At 44.6% G+C, this 17,287-nt stretch carries 15 protein-coding genes; 4 read left to right on the forward strand and 11 right to left on the reverse strand.

The genetic code is table 11. The features are described from left to right. The first annotated feature begins 78 nt into the window (after window positions 1-78). Both LMH68_RS05250 and btsR read left to right on the forward strand, forming a co-directional pair. The gene (locus tag LMH68_RS05250) at window positions 79-1,749 is read left to right on the forward strand and encodes a sensor histidine kinase (RefSeq protein WP_229647452.1); all 1,671 of its coding nucleotides are present in this window, start codon (window positions 79-81) and stop codon (window positions 1,747-1,749) included. 105 nt (window positions 1,750-1,854) lie between these two features. Then, entirely contained in the window at window positions 1,855-2,586 is a 732-nt protein-coding gene (btsR, locus tag LMH68_RS05255; RefSeq protein ID WP_017070063.1) for a two-component system response regulator BtsR, read from the forward strand. Between the two features lie 138 nt (window positions 2,587-2,724). Here the strand turns inward: btsR and ispH are convergent, their stop codons facing one another. From ispH to murJ, 6 genes are all read right to left on the reverse strand, one after another. Next, a complete protein-coding gene (gene ispH / locus LMH68_RS05260; protein ID WP_146490579.1) occupies window positions 2,725-3,681 on the reverse strand; it encodes a 4-hydroxy-3-methylbut-2-enyl diphosphate reductase in 957 nt (318 codons plus the stop codon). A gap of 156 nt (window positions 3,682-3,837) precedes the next feature. After that, window positions 3,838-4,269: an FKBP-type peptidyl-prolyl cis-trans isomerase gene (fkpB, locus tag LMH68_RS05265; protein WP_017059345.1), complete on the reverse strand. Its 432-nt coding sequence runs from the start codon at window positions 4,267-4,269 to the stop codon at window positions 3,838-3,840. A 149-nt stretch (window positions 4,270-4,418) separates the two neighbouring features. Further along, window positions 4,419-4,919, reverse strand: a complete 501-nt coding sequence (lspA, locus tag LMH68_RS05270) for a signal peptidase II (RefSeq protein WP_004739521.1) — start codon at window positions 4,917-4,919, stop codon at window positions 4,419-4,421. 157 nt (window positions 4,920-5,076) lie between these two features. Continuing rightward, window positions 5,077-7,953 carry an isoleucine--tRNA ligase gene (ileS, locus tag LMH68_RS05275; RefSeq protein ID WP_229647453.1) on the reverse strand — a complete coding sequence of 959 codons (2,877 nt, stop codon included), beginning with the start codon at window positions 7,951-7,953 and terminating at the stop codon, window positions 5,077-5,079. Between the two features lie 63 nt (window positions 7,954-8,016). Further along, the gene (gene ribF, locus LMH68_RS05280; protein WP_017062867.1) at window positions 8,017-8,952 is read right to left on the reverse strand and encodes a bifunctional riboflavin kinase/FAD synthetase; all 936 of its coding nucleotides are present in this window, start codon (window positions 8,950-8,952) and stop codon (window positions 8,017-8,019) included. 70 nt (window positions 8,953-9,022) lie between these two features. Beyond that, window positions 9,023-10,585, reverse strand: a complete 1,563-nt coding sequence (gene murJ, locus LMH68_RS05285; protein WP_032545655.1) for a murein biosynthesis integral membrane protein MurJ — start codon at window positions 10,583-10,585, stop codon at window positions 9,023-9,025. Between the two features lie 251 nt (window positions 10,586-10,836). Between murJ and rpsT the strand changes: the two genes are divergently transcribed. Further along, a complete protein-coding gene (gene rpsT / locus LMH68_RS05290; protein ID WP_004739529.1) occupies window positions 10,837-11,097 on the forward strand; it encodes a 30S ribosomal protein S20 in 261 nt (86 codons plus the stop codon). Window positions 11,098-11,374: 277 nt separating this feature from the next. Here rpsT and LMH68_RS05295 read toward each other — a convergent pair whose 3' ends face one another. Both LMH68_RS05295 and nhaR read right to left on the reverse strand, forming a co-directional pair. Next, window positions 11,375-11,668 (reverse strand): ArsR/SmtB family transcription factor, encoded by a 294-nt coding sequence (locus LMH68_RS05295; RefSeq protein ID WP_004735028.1) that lies wholly within the window; start codon window positions 11,666-11,668, stop codon window positions 11,375-11,377. A gap of 100 nt (window positions 11,669-11,768) precedes the next feature. Further along, window positions 11,769-12,659 carry a transcriptional activator NhaR gene (nhaR, locus tag LMH68_RS05300; protein ID WP_017059341.1) on the reverse strand — a complete coding sequence of 297 codons (891 nt, stop codon included), beginning with the start codon at window positions 12,657-12,659 and terminating at the stop codon, window positions 11,769-11,771. A 389-nt stretch (window positions 12,660-13,048) separates the two neighbouring features. Here nhaR and LMH68_RS05305 point away from each other — a divergent pair, with 389 nt between their 5' ends. Further along, complete coding sequence (locus tag LMH68_RS05305) at window positions 13,049-14,194, forward strand: Na/Pi symporter (protein WP_017059340.1); 1,146 nt, start codon at window positions 13,049-13,051, stop codon at window positions 14,192-14,194. Window positions 14,195-14,749: 555 nt separating this feature from the next. Here LMH68_RS05305 and LMH68_RS05310 read toward each other — a convergent pair. The 3 genes from LMH68_RS05310 to LMH68_RS05320 are packed head-to-tail and all read right to left on the reverse strand — an operon-like array spanning window position 14,750 to window position 17,281. Then, window positions 14,750-15,601 (reverse strand): thymidylate synthase, encoded by an 852-nt coding sequence (locus LMH68_RS05310; protein ID WP_017059339.1) that lies wholly within the window; start codon window positions 15,599-15,601, stop codon window positions 14,750-14,752. A gap of 9 nt (window positions 15,602-15,610) precedes the next feature. Continuing rightward, window positions 15,611-16,432: a prolipoprotein diacylglyceryl transferase gene (gene lgt, locus LMH68_RS05315; RefSeq protein WP_017059338.1), complete on the reverse strand. Its 822-nt coding sequence runs from the start codon at window positions 16,430-16,432 to the stop codon at window positions 15,611-15,613. 57 nt (window positions 16,433-16,489) lie between these two features. After that, window positions 16,490-17,281 carry a sulfite exporter TauE/SafE family protein gene (locus tag LMH68_RS05320; protein ID WP_017059337.1) on the reverse strand — a complete coding sequence of 264 codons (792 nt, stop codon included), beginning with the start codon at window positions 17,279-17,281 and terminating at the stop codon, window positions 16,490-16,492. Window positions 17,282-17,287: the final 6 nt, after the last annotated feature.

Consider the following 17,287-nt stretch of genomic DNA (forward strand, 5'->3'; position numbering starts at 1 on the left):
ACCTACGAAAACACAAGCAAAGCTACCGTTACCAAGCAATGAGCTTTACACTTAACAAGCGTCTCAATAGGTGAAAATATGGAACTCATTCTCTCTCTGCTGCAACAAACCTGCGTCTACTTAGTGATTGCTTACATGCTGAGTAAAACCCCACTGATTCTCCCTTTGTTGAGCATCTCATCTCGCTTAAGCCATAAGATCAGCTGCTACGTTCTGTTTTCCCTGTTCTGCATTATGGGTACCTATTTCGGACTGCAGATCAATGATGCCATCGCCAACACGCGTGCGATGGGTGCGGTAATGGGAGGTCTGTTTGGCGGCCCTGTCGTTGGCTTTGCCGTCGGCTTTACTGGTGGAATTCACCGTTACTCATTAGGCGGCTTCACAGACTTGGCTTGTGCGATTTCAACCACAGCAGAAGGCTTGATTGGCGGCCTGTTACACGTTTATCTCGTGAGAAAGAACAAAGCCAGCCAACTGTTTAATCCGTTAGTGGTTTTCTCGGTAACCCTGTTTGCAGAGATCATTCAGATGCTGATTCTGCTGGCGGTCGCAAAACCCTTCGAACAATCCTATGCTCTGGTTTCTGATATTGCGGCGCCAATGATCATCGCTAACTCGGTCGGTGCGGCGCTGTTCATGAGCATCATCCAAGATCGGAAAACCATCTTCGAGAAGTATTCGGCAACTTTCTCACGCCGCGCATTAACCATCGCCGAGCGTTCAGTGGGTATTTTACATGGAGGATTCAATTCGGATAATGCGCAAAAAATCGTGCGGATCATTTACGAAGAGACTAACGTTGGTGCGGTGGCGATTACCGACCGAGAGAAAATCCTCGCGTTCGTTGGTATTGGTGATGAACACCATATTCCGAACACCCCGATTTCATCGCAAAGCACGCTCACTTCGATGGAACAGAACGACATCATCTACCTTGATGGCAAAGAGAACCCATACCAATGCTCCTTGTCGCAGGATTGTAAATTGGGTTCTGCGTTGATTATTCCATTGCGCGCGGGTAACGAAGTGGTCGGCACCATCAAGCTCTATGAGCCAAAGCTGAAACTATTCTCAACTATCAATATGTCGATGGGTGAAGGTATCGCTCAACTATTATCGAGCCAGATCCTATTTAGCAACTACCAGCAGCAGCAAACGCTACTGACACAAGCAGAAATCAAACTGCTGCACGCTCAAGTGAACCCGCACTTCTTGTTCAATGCGCTTAATACTATCAGCGCAGTAACACGTCGTGACCCAGATAAAGCTCGAGAGTTGATTCAACACCTGTCTCACTTCTTTAGAAGCAACCTAAAGCAGAACATCAACACCGTGAAGCTCAAAGACGAACTGGCACACGTCAACGCTTACCTGACCATAGAGAAAGCACGCTTTACCGATCGACTAGAAGTGGAATGGGATATCGACCCGCAGTTATATGAATCTCAATTGCCGAGCTTTACCCTGCAACCGCTGGTAGAAAACGCCATCAAACATGGGATATCTAATATGTTGGAAGGCGGTAAAGTAAAGATCTCTAGCGAGGCTTTCGAGGGTGGGTTCAAGTTAACCGTTGAAGACAATGCAGGTAATTATCAGAAGCCATCTCAAGATCATGTAGGATTAGGGATGGAAATTGTTGATAAACGACTCACTAATTTCTTTGGACAAGATTCAGCACTAAAAATAGAATCTCAACCACAGCAATTTACTCGAATGAGCTTTATCATACCTATACTCAAATAATGGTATTTTCGGAGACGGATCGCTCCGAGTTGAAACATTTAGAAGCAGACATTTAAAAGATAAGCGTGAACCAAGCAGGGATAGAACCAAGATGAAGATTGTAGGATGTTAAAGGCACTAGTTATCGATGATGAGCTTTTTGCTCGCGAAGAGCTGATTGAGCTGCTGACCGAAACCGGAGAAGTGGAAATCATAGGCCAAGCGAGTAACGCGATCGAAGGACTGAAACAGATCAACCTACTCAAGCCTGATGTCGTGTATTTGGATATCCAAATGCCGCAGGTTACTGGGATTGAGCTGTTAAGCATGCTTGACCCAGATACCATGCCCTACGTGGTATTCGTCACCGCCTACGACCAATATGCGATTCAAGCCTTTGAAGATAACGCTTTTGATTACCTACTTAAGCCAGTCGAGCCTTGTCGATTAAACAAGAGCGTTTGTCGCCTGAATAAGGTCATCAAACAAAATCAGAAAGCACCAGAACAGAACATCTCAGCGATTGCTCCCTGTCACTTAGAGCAAATCCCATGTATTGGTCATAACCGCATTGTGATCATGGCAAGCCAAACGGTAGAGTGCGCCTATTCCGATATCAGTGGTGTGCATGTTCGTAGCTCATCGCAAACCGCAACCTCACAGTTAACACTAAAGATCTTGGAAGAAAAGACCGATTTGATCCGCTGTCATCGACAGTATTTGATCAACATAAAATCGATCCAAGAGATCAAACTGCTAGAAAATGGATTAGCAGAGATCATTACCCTGACTGGCTTTGAAGTCCCGGTGAGTCGTCGTTATTTAAAGACTTTAAAAGAGCAACTCGGTCTCCAGTAACGCGTTAGAATTAGACGCCCTGTTCCAAAGCACGATCAAAAAAGCCAACGTATCACGTTGGCTTCCTGCTGTTTACAAATCAATAGTGTTTGCAAATCGCTAGTGTTTACGAATCGTCTTGTTACGAATCACTAGAGATCAGTCGACTTGCTTAATCTGTAGCTCTTTGGGTACTTCGAAGAACATGTTCTCTTCGCGACCTTGAATCTCTTCAACCTCGGTAGCACCCAACTCACGAATCCGATCTAAGATCTGGTTTACTAGCTCTTCAGGAGCAGAGGCTCCGGCTGTTACACCTATTTTCTTTTTCCCTTCAACCCATTCAGTTTGAATGTCTTCAGGGCAGTCTGTTAGATAACCTGGCGTGCCTAGCTTCTCAGCCAGCTCTTTTAAACGAGTTGAGTTCGATGAGTTCTTAGAACCAACGACAATTACAACGTCTACATCGTTTGCCATTTCACGCACAGCGTCTTGACGGTTTTGAGTCGCGTAGCAGATATCGTCCTTACGTGGACCTTGGATCTCAGGGAACACGCGACGTAGCTCTTCAATCACATCTGCTGTTTCATCAACTGATAGCGTTGTTTGGCTAACGTAGTGCAGGTTACTCGGGTCGTTCACTACTAGGTTCTGTACGTCTTCTGGCCTTTCAACCAAGTACATACCACCAGTTTGGCTCGCGTACTGACCCATAGTGCCTTCCACTTCAGGGTGACCTGCGTGGCCAATCAGTACCACTTCCATATGTTTGCGGCTCGCACGAGCAACCTCCATATGAACTTTAGTCACCAAAGGACACGTCGCATCAAATACCGTTAACTCACGCTCTTTCGCTTCTTTACGAACCGCTTGAGAAACACCGTGAGCCGAAAAGATCACGATGTTGTCGTCTGGCACCTCACTCAGTTCTTCGACAAAAATAGCACCACGCTGCTTGAGCCCCTCAACAACAAAGCGGTTGTGTACCACTTCATGGCGAACATAGATCGGTGGCTGATACATTTCGAGTGCACGCTCTACGATGCTGATCGCACGATCGACACCGGCACAAAAGCCACGAGGGTTAGCTAACATTATTTTCATTTCATTGCTCATCATTTACCGCGGTACTAAGGTTGCTTCTATAGAGTTCGCCGTCAGCGAGGTTCGCATTCTACAGTGAAGCGTCTAGACAGTGAAGCTCTGGGTGAGATCACAGCTGTAAGGCTATCTTATTCTAGCGTGAAGACAGCTATTCTAACGTTAAGAGAGTTATTCTACCGTTAAGATATTGACGTCAAAGCTAACGTCTTGACCAGCGAGTGGGTGATTAAAATCAACCGTCACTGAATCACCTGCGATCTCAGTAATAATACCTGGAATTTCCATACCGTCAGGACCTGAAAATGCCATGATAGTGCCCACTTCAACTTCAGAGTCGCCAACAAACTTAGCACGATCCATATAGTGAATATGATCTGGGTTTGGCATACCAAACGCGTCTTCCGCCTTCAGTTCGATAGACTTTTCAGTGCCGGCTTCAAGTCCAAGTAAGCACGCTTCAAAGTTCTCACTTAGGCTGCCATCACCCATGACGAACTTCGCTGGTTTGCCCATGTTCTCCGTACTATCGGCAACTGAACCATCCTTCATTTTAATCGTAAAATGTAGAGTTACTGCTGAATCATTTTTAATTGCTGCCACGTTACTTTCCTTAGACTTCTTTATTATTTGAGGATGCGCTGTGCTTTGCTTCCTTGTTGACTGAAGCATAAAAAAAAGCGCCGTCGGAATCAACCGACAGCGCTTAGGGCTATTCTATTCTGTGAGTCATAGACTGACTTTGAAGCAAGCTATTTGCTTTCGTCTTTCTTACGGAAACCATCTAAGATGATCATCGCAGCACCGATACAGATTCCCATATCCGCTAAGTTAAATGCAGGCCAGTGGTAAGTGCCCCAGTAGAAGTCTAAGTAATCGACAACAAAGCCATGTACGACTCGGTCAAACACATTACCTACTGCACCACCAATGATGATCGCATAAGCAATGTTATTCCACTTCTCTGTTGCTGGTAGTTTGCTCATCCAGTACGTCAGCATACCTGTTACCGCAAATGCGATACCCGTAAATAACCAACGCTGCCAACCACTTTGATCACTCAAGAAGCTAAACGCTGCACCGTAGTTATGCACGTACAAAAAGTTAAAGAATGGCAGCACCTCAATACGGTTTGCCCAACCATAACCCATATTGTCCATGACAAAGAGTTTAATGCCGATATCAGCCAAGAAGACCAATAGAGCCAGCCATAACCAACGTACACCAGATTGTTTTAACGAAACTTCACTCATTTCTATTCCTAGTATTTACGAAGTTGGTATTCATTGTTAGTCACCTTACGTGACCTTGATTACCAACTTGGTTAAACACATTTCCTATAACTAAAAATAACCCCAGTTGATACTGGGGCTATGATTTTTACAAAAAGTTCAGTCTTTCTCTGAGTCGTTATGCGAACTTACGCACTTCGCCTTCACCGTCGATGTTCGACACACAACGACCACAAACTTTCTCGTGACCTTCGATAGTGCCTACATCTGGAGTGTGGTGCCAGCAACGGTCACACTTCTCAGCTTCAGTAGCCGCAACTTCAACGAATAGACCAGCAACGTCTGTCGCTTGCGCTGCATCAGACTTCTCGCTCAGTGGCTTAACAACAGCTGCAGAGGTGATAAGTACGAAACGTAGCTCATCTTCTAGCTTGTTGATTTTAGCCGCTAGTGCATCGTCAGCGTATAGAGTAACTTCAGCTTGCAGTGCACCACCGATCGTTTTCTCTTTACGAGCATCTTCAAGAAGCTTGTTCACTGCGCCACGAACAGACTGGATTTCAGTCCAGAATTCGTTGCTTAGCTCTTCGCCTTCTGCAAGACCAAATAGACCTTCGAACCACTCACCTGTGAATACGAACGTGTCGCGCTGCTCTCCAGTTGGTAAAGAGCTTGGCATTTCGTTCCAAATTTCATCTGCAGTGAACGACATGATAGGTGCCATCCAACGAACTAGAGCTTCTACGATGTAGTAAAGCGCCGTTTGACAGCTACGTTGAGCATGGCTGCCCTGCTTCGCTGTGTACTGACGGTCTTTGATTACGTCTAGGTAGAAAGAACCCATTTCGATAGAACAGAACTGCATTAGACGTTGAGTCACACCGTGAGTGTTGTACTCGCCGTATGCTTTAACAATCTCTTCTTGTGCAGCTTGAGCACGGCCAACAGCCCAGCGATCAAGTGCAACCATCTCTTCAGCAGGAACTAGGTCAGTTTCAGGGTTGAAACCGTTCAAGTTCGCTAGGAAGAAACGAGCCGTGTTACGAATACGACGGTAAGCATCCGCTGAACGCTTCAGGATTTCATCAGAAACCGCAACTTCACCCGTGTAGTCTGTAGAAGCAACCCATAGACGCAGGATATCTGCACCTAGCTTGTTGGTTACGTCTTTAGGAGCAACAACGTTACCGATAGATTTAGACATCTTACGGCCGTTACCATCCACTACGAAACCGTGCGTTAGTACTTGCTTGTACGGTGCTTCGTCTTTCATCGCGATAGATGAAATTAGAGAAGACTGGAACCAACCACGGTGTTGGTCTGAACCTTCAAGGTAAAGATCAGCACTGTGAGTGCGCTCTTCGTTCGGGAAGTTGTACTCTTCACGAGAATCAACAACAGAGAAGTGCGTAACACCTGAGTCGAACCATACGTCTAACGTATCCATTACTTTTTCGTACTTATCAGCGTCTTCTGCGCCCATAAGTTCAGCAGCGTCTACATCCCACCAAGCTTGAATGCCTTTCTCTTCAACTAGCTTCGCAACTTTTTCAATAAGCGCTGGGCTTTCTGGGTGAAGTTCTGCTGTTTCTTTATGAACAAACAAAGCAATTGGCACACCCCAAGTACGTTGACGAGAGATACACCACTCAGGACGACCTTCAACCATGCCTTCGATACGGCTTTGACCCCATTCAGGCAACCACTCAACACTCTTGATTGACTCTAGTGCTTTAGCACGTAGGCCAGCTTGATCCATAGAGATGAACCATTGTGGTGTTGCGCGGAAGATGATTGGAGTTTTGTGTCTCCAACAGTGTGGGTAGCTGTGCTCGTAAGCGTGGTGATGCAGAAGTGCACCTTTCTCTTTTAGAACTTCTAAAACAGAGTCGTTCGCTTTGAATACGTGCTGACCAGCAAATAGCTCTGTATCTGGCAGGTAAACGCCGTTAGAACCAACTGGGTTAGCGATTTCTAGGTTGTACTTTTTACCAACCACGAAATCTTCTTGACCGTGACCAGGCGCAGTGTGAACCACACCAGTACCTGAATCTGTTGTTACGTGATCGCCAAGAACTGCAGGAACAGTAAAGTCGTAGAACGGGTGGTTGAACTGAGAAAGCTCAAGATCAGCACCTGTAGCAAAACCAAGGTTGTGGAAGTGCTCGATACCTGCACGATCCATTACGTCTTTTGCTAGTTCAGAAGCAACAACGATACGTTGAGCAGGCTGGTCGCCATTCGCTTCAACTTGGATAAGCACGTATTCAAGATCATCACGTAGACATACTGCGCGGTTAGCAGGCAGAGTCCATGGTGTTGTTGTCCAGATAACGATAGAAATTTCGCCTTGACCCGCATGACCTTCAGCTAGAATAAATTTCTCTAGAAGCGCCGCTTCGTCAGCTGCTGTAAATTTCACATCGATAGATGGAGAAACTTTATCTTTGTATTCAACTTCAGCTTCAGCCAGAGCAGAACCACAATCAGTACACCAGTGAACGGGTTTGAAACCTTTAAGAAGGTGACCTTTGTCTGCGATTTTGCCAAGAGAACGAATGATGTTCGCTTCTGTGCCAAAATCCATAGTGCGATAAGGTTTGTCCCACTCGCCCATGATGCCAAGACGTTTGAAGCTCTCTTTCTGACCTTCAACTTGACCCGCAGCGTACTTTCGACACTCTTCGCGGAATTCAGCCGCCGAAATCTTCTGACCAGGCTTACCTTTCTTCTTCTCAACCATTAGCTCGATTGGAAGACCGTGACAGTCCCAACCAGGGATGTACGGTGCATCAAAACCAGAAAGGGTCTTAGATTTGATAATAATGTCTTTAAGAATCTTATTCAGCGCGTGGCCAATGTGAATGTCGCCGTTCGCGTATGGAGGGCCATCATGCAGTACGAAAGATTTTTTACCTTTCTTTGCCTTACGGATTTCGCCGTAAAGATCTTCTTTGTACCAACGCTTCAGCATTTCTGGCTCACGATTTGCCAGATTGCCGCGCATTGGGAACCCTGTTTCTGGTAAGTTCAGGGTATCTTTATAATCACTCATCGATTCTTAATTCCGTTATATTGGGCGAAGTTAGACATTATGTTAATCGGTGGAATCATCCGATTAATTCTTTAGCTGAAGCAGCCACACCCTTGCGGCTTCAGCATCCAATTCTATTTGATTCTTTAGTGCGTCGAACGATTCAAATTTTATCTCGTCGCGCAGTTTGTGCAAAAGTCGTACTTCTAACTGTTTACCATATAAATTGGCTTTAAAGTCAAAAAAATGCACTTCCAATTGCTGCCTTACCCCATTAACTGTTGGTCGTTGTCCAATATTAGCAACGCCACCGACAGGAACACCGTCGATATCCAAAGCTTCAACAACATACACTCCCGATACAGGAGAAACACAACGCTTTAATGGAATATTAGCGGTAGGGAAACCGATAGTTCTCCCTAGTTTTCGACCATGGGACACTCGACCACTAATACTGTAATCACGTCCTAACATGGTAGCACTTGCAGCCAAGTCATCGACCGCTAATGCATTTCGTATCTCAGTACTGCTTACTCGTAATTGGTTTAAGCAATAGCTTTGGGTGCTGACCACCTCAAAACCGTACTTCTCGCCCGCCTCTTTGAGCATAGCGAAATTACCGGTACGACCTTTACCAAAGCAAAAATCGTCACCAACCACCAAGAACTTCACACCAAGCTTATCAACCAAAAGATCCTTAATGAATGCTTCCGCGGATAAACTTGCAAAATACTGATTAAAATTAACACACAATAAGCGACTGATATCTAGCTTACTCAGTTGCACGTATTTGTCTCGTAAACGAGTTAAACGTGCTGGCGCTCTATCTCGGGCAAACAGCTCCATAGGCTGCGGTTCAAACGTCATAACAACAGAAGGTAGCCCTAATGCTGCAGCTTGTTTAGAAACCTGACTCAAAACCTCTTGATGTCCTAAATGAACACCATCGAAGTTACCTATGGTTAATACACAGCCATGATGCTGCGCTTTAATATTGTGTATACCTCGGATCAGTTCCATTATGATCAGCTAAAACCTGTTATTTGCATCATTTATTGTGTGAAACCGACGGATTATATACTAATCAGTATTAATCTGTCGCTGCTTTTAAATGTTTTACTCGGATACCTAAAATCAGTACCGAAACAATATAAACAAAGCCACCAAGTCCAATCAAGCCAGTTAATGTCAGCGCTCTCTGGCTAAAGCTCCATTCAAGCCAATGTTGCATATTATCCAGCTGCCATAAAATAGCCGCTACCATCACCACACCTGAGATAATTAATTTGGCACTGAACAACAAGGTTGTCTTAGTTAATTGATACACACCCGCAAGGTGCAATCCTCGATATAACAAGGCCATATTCACAAAGGCAGACAGTGCCGTCGCAATCGCCAAACCCACATAGCCATAAAAATAAGCAAAGATCGCGTTAAACACCATATTAGTCACCATAGCGATAATGCCGTACTTAACCGGTGTTTTGGTATCTTGGCGAGAGTAGTAACCCGGAGCTAAAACTTTAATCAGCATGAAATTAAGCAAGCCTGATGCGTAAGCTACCAATGACATCGATGCTTGCTGTACATCGTGTGGAGAGAACTCACCACGCATAAATAGCACCATCAACATGGGTTTAGCTAAAACGATAAGACCTAACATCGCAGGAATACCAAGCAGCAACACCATGCGCACGCCCCAATCCATGGTATGCGCGAACCCTTCCCCTTGAGCATCTACGTGTTTACGAGACAAAGCAGGAAGAATCACAGTCGCAATCGCGATACCGAATAAACCGAGAGGAAATTCAAGCAGTCGGTCTGAGTAGTACAACCAACTGATAGAGCCTGTTGCGAGGAAGCTGGCAATAAAGGTATCAAACAATAAGTTGATTTGGCTGACCGATACACCGAACAGAGCAGGGATCATTAATGTGCGGATCTTAACCACACCCGGGTCTCTCCATCCCCACTTCGGCTTAACCAACACACCCGCTTTGATCAAGAAAGGCATTTGGAAAAGGAATTGGACTAAGCCACCAAGAAACACACCAATAGCCAAACCAATTTCTGGTTGTTCTAAATTAGGTGAGATAAACCATGCAGCGCCTATGATCATCACGTTCAAGAACACAGGAGTAAAAGAAGAGACCGCAAATTTACCTAATGTATTAAGAATGGCACCAGATAAAGCGACGAAGGTGATAAACCATAAATAAGGAAAGGTAATCTTGAGCATAAAGCTCGCTAGCTCAAATTTGGGTGCTGATGGGCCATCATTTAGCCAGTCGATAAACCAACCCGCACCAAACATCGCGGTGATCACGCCAGAGCCCAATACCCCGATGACGGTGACAATAGAAACTAAAACCCCGAGCGTCCCCGACACCTTAGCAATTAAATCTCGTGTCTTATCTTTATCACCTGCGGCGTGATATTCCGTTAATACAGGAACAAACGCTTGAGAAAACGCACCTTCTGCAAAAAGTCGACGTAAGAAATTAGGAATTTTATTAGCGAAGAAAAATACGTCGGCACTCGCTCCTGCCCCCATCAAATTTGCTACTACTACATCACGTACTAGCCCCAATACACGGGAAACAAAAGTCATTGCGCTGACAATCAGGCCTGACTTTAATAGTCGTTTACTCACAGAAACCTCTGACACTGGTTGATTACTTTCAAGCGAGGATAAATACTATCCTGTCCTAAGAAGCATATTTATTAGCATTGGTCTAAAAATGCTGTTAGAATCCCCGCCATCTTAACCGCGATGACCTTTCCATACCAAAGTTTGTTTGGCTACGATTGGTTTTTGCACAAATCATTTGACAATTAAGCGCTAATGAGGGATAGTCCTCGCCCTTAAATTGTCACCGAACTAAGTTTTTGGGAGTTAGACCCTTGGCAAACAGTAAATCTGCTAAGAAGCGCGCTATCCAAGCTGAGAAACGTCGCCAGCACAATGCTAGCCGTCGTTCTATGATGCGCACTTACATGAAAAAGACTATCGCAGCTATCGCAGCTGGTGATAAAGAAGCTGCAACTGCTGCTCTTGTAGAAGTTACACCACTTCTTGACCGTATGGCGACTAAAGGCCTTATTCATAAGAATAAAGCTGCACGTCATAAGTCTCGTTTCGCTGCTGCAATCAAAGCTCTTTAATAGAAATTTGATTACAACGCAAAACGAAAAAAACCGGCCTAGGCCGGTTTTTTTATATCTAAATTTTGAGTAACGCTTTTATTTTACGTGCTAACAGCCGTTTTTCTGACCGATAAACAATTTAAGCAGATAGATAAAACAAACAATCAGAAAAATAAATAGAGAAGCAAATTGGTACGTAGATAGATAGGTAAACACTAACGTTCAATGTGAAATGCTAACACTTCCTTGTGTCATTCTATCGCTGATAAGAAATCCCCCTCCCACCAGCAATAAGCTACTTGCAGTAAATACCATGCAGTAGGTTAATCATCGCTTTTACTTCTTCACTACTCAATGTGTAATACACAGTTTGAGCTTCTTTGCGAGTTTCGACCAAACCATCTCTTCTCAACCAAGCAAGATGTTGAGATAAAGCAGACTGACTCAGTTCCAACTTGCCACACAACTCCCCAACCGACAGTTCAGTGCCATGTAATAGGCACAAAATCTGTAAGCGACGCTCGTTAGCCATGGCTTTGAGTAGAATCACAGCTTGTGCTGAGTTCTTCTCCATCTCTTTTAAGTTCATAGTTTGGCTCCCTACAACCTTTACGCCAACTACGGGCTATCAGTATTTCCGGCATATTGCGGAGTTATGATAATCGATATCAATTCATTAACAAACTATCTCACTCGAACAATTTGCTAAAATCTGCGTCACATACGTTTTTTACTGCTGGATGTTGGATCATCCTCTCAGCAAATATGACGTAGTACTCCTCTTTTAACTCTTCAATACCGCCTAATAGTTGCAGTGATGTGTCGTCTTCCACTTCAGACATATAAATCGTCGGTGCTAAAAATATTACGTCATGATGGTAACGAGCAAAAGCCTTCATCAATGCGGCATCATCAAACTCACCTAAAATATCTGGCTTAAGCCCTTGTCTATCAAACCATTGCAGCACTTTACGACCCATTGAGGTTCGGCTGCCAGGGATCAAAAGCTTTCTTTGCTCCAATACAGCAGGGAAATTAACCCCTTCAACCTGACCTGAACTAAAAAAGCTCATTCCACTCTCACCCAGCTTTTTACTGAACAGGCCCGGGCTTTGACTAGAGTCCACCGGACAGTCAGACAAAATCATATCGAGCTTATGTTGAGAGAGTTGCTCAAGTAGCATTTCATGGGTCGATTCAAAACAGCGCAAGTGAATGCTGTTATCTGGAGGGATGGTCGACATCAGTATCTTACTGACGAGTCTTTTAGAGAGCGCATCCGCGACGCCAACATCAAACAGAATATTGGAGTGCTGGCTGTAATTCACGATGTCCAGCATCTCGTAACTCAGGCCAAACATACGATCGGCATATTTAAAGACCAGTTGCCCAAGCTCTGTAGGCTCAACACTTCGGCCATTACGCTTGGTCAACTTGCCATCCATGCGTTCTTCTAAGGCTTTTATCTGCCCCGTTACCGTTTGTGGTGTTAGGAATAGGGCTTCTGCAGCTTTAGTAACAGAGCCTTGCTTGCAAACCATCCAGAAGTAATACAGATGGTTGTAGTTGAGATGCGACATAGATGTGCCGTAATAAAAGAGTAGATACCCTTTTATATCAAATATGACACCGCCACTCAACAAACTCGGAAAAACCTAACCAAAAATAGATTTACCACTTATTTTTTCGAAGTGTCTGATTTCATAATGTAATATTTCATCGATTATTTTCAATTTTTTTCTAACTTTTAAGATCTATATCACCTATAGAATTTCCATTAAAAAACAATTTAAAACAACAACTTAAAAAAACCACATTAGCAATTGGAATATTTAAAGAGTAAATCATCACAAAAAAGTCGCACCTAAACCAAAATGTAATATTACTGAAATATTTCCCCTCTAACATCACGCTCAGATTAAACAAACAGACCAAACACAGACTTAAACGGTCCAATGGAGAAAACATTATGAACCAAGCTACTACTGCAGCAGCGCCTATCTCGAGCACTACTCGTTGGCTACGCTGGGCTAACTTGGCATTCATGCTTTACCTACTATTACTTTCAGTTTCAATGGTTGGTACAGGCTTCAAATGGGCAACAGGCGAGCAAGCAAAAGTTCTTTTCGAATTTGCTTCACACCCAGTTGCAGGCTTAATGATTGGTTTAGTAGCAACAGCGCTTATTCAATCATCAAGTACAGTTACTTCAATTATCGTTGGCCTTGTGGCAGGTGGTTTACCTGTTGAGCTAGCAATTCCTATGATCATGGGTGCTAACATTGGTACTACGGTAACCAATACTCTAGTTAGCCTTGGTCACGTTCGTTGTAAAGAAGAGTTCAAACGTGCATTCGCAAGTGCGACAATCCACGACTTCTTTAACCTATTAGCCGTTGCTATCTTCCTACCACTAGAGATGGCGTTTGGAATTCTAGAGAAAATTTCTCACTGGTTAGTATCACCGATGCTAGCAACAGGTGATATGAGCATGGGTGGTCTTAACTTCATCAAGCCAATCACTAAGCCTGTTGTAAGTGCGATTAAAGAACCACTATCAACGTTTGGCGACACTGTTGGCGGCATCATGCTTATCGCTCTAGGTATCGCAACTATCTTCGTAGCTATTACTGTAATGGGTAAGCTGATGAAGAGCCTAATGGTTGGTCGTGCTCGTGAGATTCTAAAGAACGCAATCGGTCGTGGTCCAATCCACGGTATCGCTTCTGGCTCTATCGTGACTATCCTTGTTCAGTCTTCTTCTACGACAACAAGCTTGATGGTTCCACTAGTAGGTTCAGGTGTTCTTAAAGTACGTGACGTTTACCCATTCACTCTGGGTGCAAACATCGGTACATGTATTACGGCTCTACTTGCAGCTACAGCAGTGTCTGGTGAGTTCGCAGTATTCGCACTACAAATTGCTCTAGTACACTTGGTGTTCAACATCATGTCAACGGTATTCATCTTCGGTATCCCGTTCCTACGTGAACTTCCAGTTAAAGCGGCAGACATGATTTCAGACATGGCTGTGAAGAACAAAGCTGTAGTGGCTGGTTACCTTGTTGCGGTATTCCTTGTACTGCCTGGTAGCGTGTTAGCTCTTACCGCTTAATAGCAAAATAAACATCGCTTATAGCAAAGCCCGCTACCTCCTAGGTTGCGGGCTTTTTCTTTTTAAGAGCAGATACGGGATTCGGGTAAACGAGTAACGAAGAGCTAAAATCAAATTCGAGATATGAGTAAGCTTGTGACAAGAGCTGAAACTGATACGATATAAGAGTAAATCGGTAAGGTAAGCATTACTCACCAAAGAAGTCCGTTCTAGCTCTTCGTATCCCGCATCTCGTTTACCCGCATCTATATATTTCCGTCATTCCCTACAGCGAGGAACGAGCGTGATAGGGAATCCCACAAACACACCACGAAAGAGACTCCCAACTCCTTCCTTCGTCAGTCTAGGGAATGATGAATCGAAAAAAGATTCGAGATGCGTGTAAGCGAGTATCGAAGAGAAAGAGCCAATGCGCGTTGAGAGTATACGAGTAACATAAAGCATCACACAGCATATGATTTCTCTGCTCTTCGAATCTCGATTACTCGTCACTGTAACTTAGATACAAAAAAGGCTGCACAGAGGCAGCCTTTCAATCAAACAAAGCGAGTGAGATTAAACCGAGAATGGGTACTTAATCGCTTCGTGGCATTCGTAACCTTCAACCCAGAAGTCATCCATCGTTACCCATGTTTCCAAATCTTCTAGAGACTTAATCTGAGGATTGATATGGAATGTTGGGCCAGCTAACGGCTCACGCTTTAACTGGATATCACGCATAGGTGCAAGTTGATCTTCGTAAATATGAGCATTTACTAGCTTATGGTAAGCCACGCCAGCTTTCTTACCCGTGATTTGCGCCATGATAGCTAGGAAGACATACACTTGAACCATGTTGAAGTTCAGGCCTAGGGGTACATCGCAAGAGCGCTGAGTGCTGTTTAGGTACAGAGTATCACCAAGTAGTGAGAAGTGATGGCTGTACATACACGGACGCAAACATCCCATGTGGAACTCACCTGGGTTGTAGAAGTTTAAGATCTCGCCGCGGTCATCAATACCGTTAGTTAGATCATCAACAATCTTCTTCAGTTGGTCGATATGACCGCCGTCAGGTTTTGCCCATGCACGTCCTTGAACGCCATAAACACGGCCCATGTCATCTTCACCCTTGCGGTAAGGGTTATTCAGCCATGCTTCATTCAGGTTAGAATTCGCATCCCAAGTTTTAGTCCCTAGCTTACGAAAATCTTCAGCATTGTCGTAACCACGGATATAGCCAAGCAGCTCAGCAACTGCGGCTTTCCAAAAACTCTTACGCGTTGTTACCAGTGGGAATTGGTTATTACCAACATCATATTCAAGGTCAGCATTGATCACGGTTAGGCAACGCTTGCCCGTGCGTTCATTTTCAATCCAAGTACCGTCATCAACGATACGCTGACAGAGATCTAAATACTGTTTCACACCAATTCCTTACTTCGTTTGTTGTGGTAATTCGTCTTTGTAGTGACCACGCTTGTATGCCCACACCATCATCAACACACCGATGATAACCATTGGCAGTGACAAAATTTGTCCCATAGAGATAAATCCACCGAACAAACCTAGGTGAGCATCAGGTTCACGTACGTATTCTACTAAGAAGCGGAATGTACCATATCCAGCTAGGAATAACCCTGATACAGAACCAAGAGGACGCGGCTTTTTGATAAACCAGTTCAAGATGAAGAACAGCACGATACCTTCAAGCGCCATCTCGTAAAGTTGAGATGGGTGACGAGGAAGTGGACCACCGTTAGGGAACACAATCGCCCATGGCACATCAGTCACACGGCCCCAAAGCTCGCTGTTCATGAAGTTACCTAGACGGCCCATACCTAAACCAAATGGGACGAGTGGTGCAATCATGTCTGCCACGCCAAAGAAGGTGCGACCATTCTTTTTCGCATACCAGAACATTGCGGTGATAACACCCAGCAAGCCACCGTGGAAAGACATACCGCCAGTCCATACCTTAAATAGGTACAGTGGGTCTGCTAGGAAAAGGTCAAAGTTGTAGAAAAGTACGTAGCCAATACGACCACCCAACACCACACCTAGAAAGCCAGCAAACAGTAAGTCTGATACTTGCTCTCGAGTCCAACCACTACCCGGTTGATCAGCTCGGCGATTTGCTAACCAAAGAGCAAACATAAAACCGACAAGGTACATTAGGCCGTACCAACGAACTGAGATTGGTCCTAGTTCAATAAGAACAGGATCGATATTTGGGAATTCGATAAAACCCTGAGACATACTTGGCTCTCTATCTAAATTAATTAACGGTTAGCTCAATGACTAACAGAAAAGACACTACAGCAGCATTGTGGCTGCTATAAACATTAAAAATACCGCAAAGAATTTCTTCAGCACAGGGGTTGGCAATTGAGTGGCCAGTTTCGCACCCACTCGAGTGGTCAAAACTGAGGTACAAGATATCGCGATCAAAGCCGGTAGATAAACATAACCCAAGCTATACGCAGGAAGATCATCGACAGAAGATCCATGCCAAATGAAACCTAGCATTCCCGAAATCGCGATAACACAACCGCATACCGAAGATGAGCCGACGGCTTTACGCATTTCCACACCGTGATGGTTAAGGAAAGGTACCGATAAAGACCCACCGCCAATGCCCGCTAAGCTTGATACCAAACCAATCCCGCCGCCACACAACACGGTTTTAGCTGAACCCGGCATCGATTTTTGGCTCTTGGAGCGAATCGACAATAGCATTTGCAACGCCAACACCAAAACAATCACACCAAAGACTTTTGGTAAGTATTGAGCTGGAATTACATCGGCCACGAAAGAGCCGAGGAAGCCACCTATCACCACACCTGGCATCAACCATTTAACGACAAACATCTCTACGTTACCCAACTTTAGATGGTTAATCGCAGACGATCCCGACGTAACGATGATGGTTGATAGCGAAGTAGCCAATGCCATTTGCATCGCAAACTCTTGGGGGATACCCGCTTTAGGAAGCAAAAACAGTAAGGCAGGAACAACCAGCAAACCACCACCAATGCCTAGCAAGCCTGCTAAAACACCAACAATAGCACCAAGGCCCGCTAACAAGCCTATCAGTTCATATGACACGTTAAA

The sequence above is a fragment of the Vibrio sp. F13 genome (assembly GCF_020806305.2).
Lineage (GTDB): Bacteria > Pseudomonadota > Gammaproteobacteria > Enterobacterales > Vibrionaceae > Vibrio > Vibrio crassostreae_C.